General features: G+C 46.9%; 1 protein-coding gene. It reads left to right on the forward strand.

Annotation, left to right across the window (positions count from 1 at the left end):
* Positions 1-58: 58 nt before the first annotated feature.
* Positions 59-335, forward strand: a 277-nt coding sequence (locus CHM34_RS18865; RefSeq protein ID WP_206093873.1) for a YIP1 family protein, incomplete at its 3' end; no start/stop codon positions are given.

Below are 335 nucleotides of genomic sequence, written 5' to 3' on the forward strand. Positions count from 1 at the left end.
CCTCTGATACAATTTAGAAGAATTTTCTTAAGGAAAATCCGGGAAGGAGGATTCCTTTTTGCCATACCACCCATGGCGGGAAATTTGGTTACAGCCGCAAAGGACGATCCGTGAAGTCCTTGAAAAGCATTCGAAACGTTCTGTGATCTTGCTTGTTGTTTTATTTGGAATCGCTTTTTGCTTGGAACAAGCTTCTTTGCGAAGTGTCGGCGATACGGTTTCATTGCCTGCCTTATTGGTGTTTTCTCTCATTCTAGGGCCGATCTTCGGTTTGGTTGGGTGGGCGATTATCAGTGGTTTAACCTACTGGACCGGCTCCTGGCTGGGTGGGACGG

This window comes from Paludifilum halophilum (assembly GCF_002245355.1).
GTDB classification, from domain to species: Bacteria; Bacillota; Bacilli; order Thermoactinomycetales; family DSM-45169; genus Paludifilum; species Paludifilum halophilum.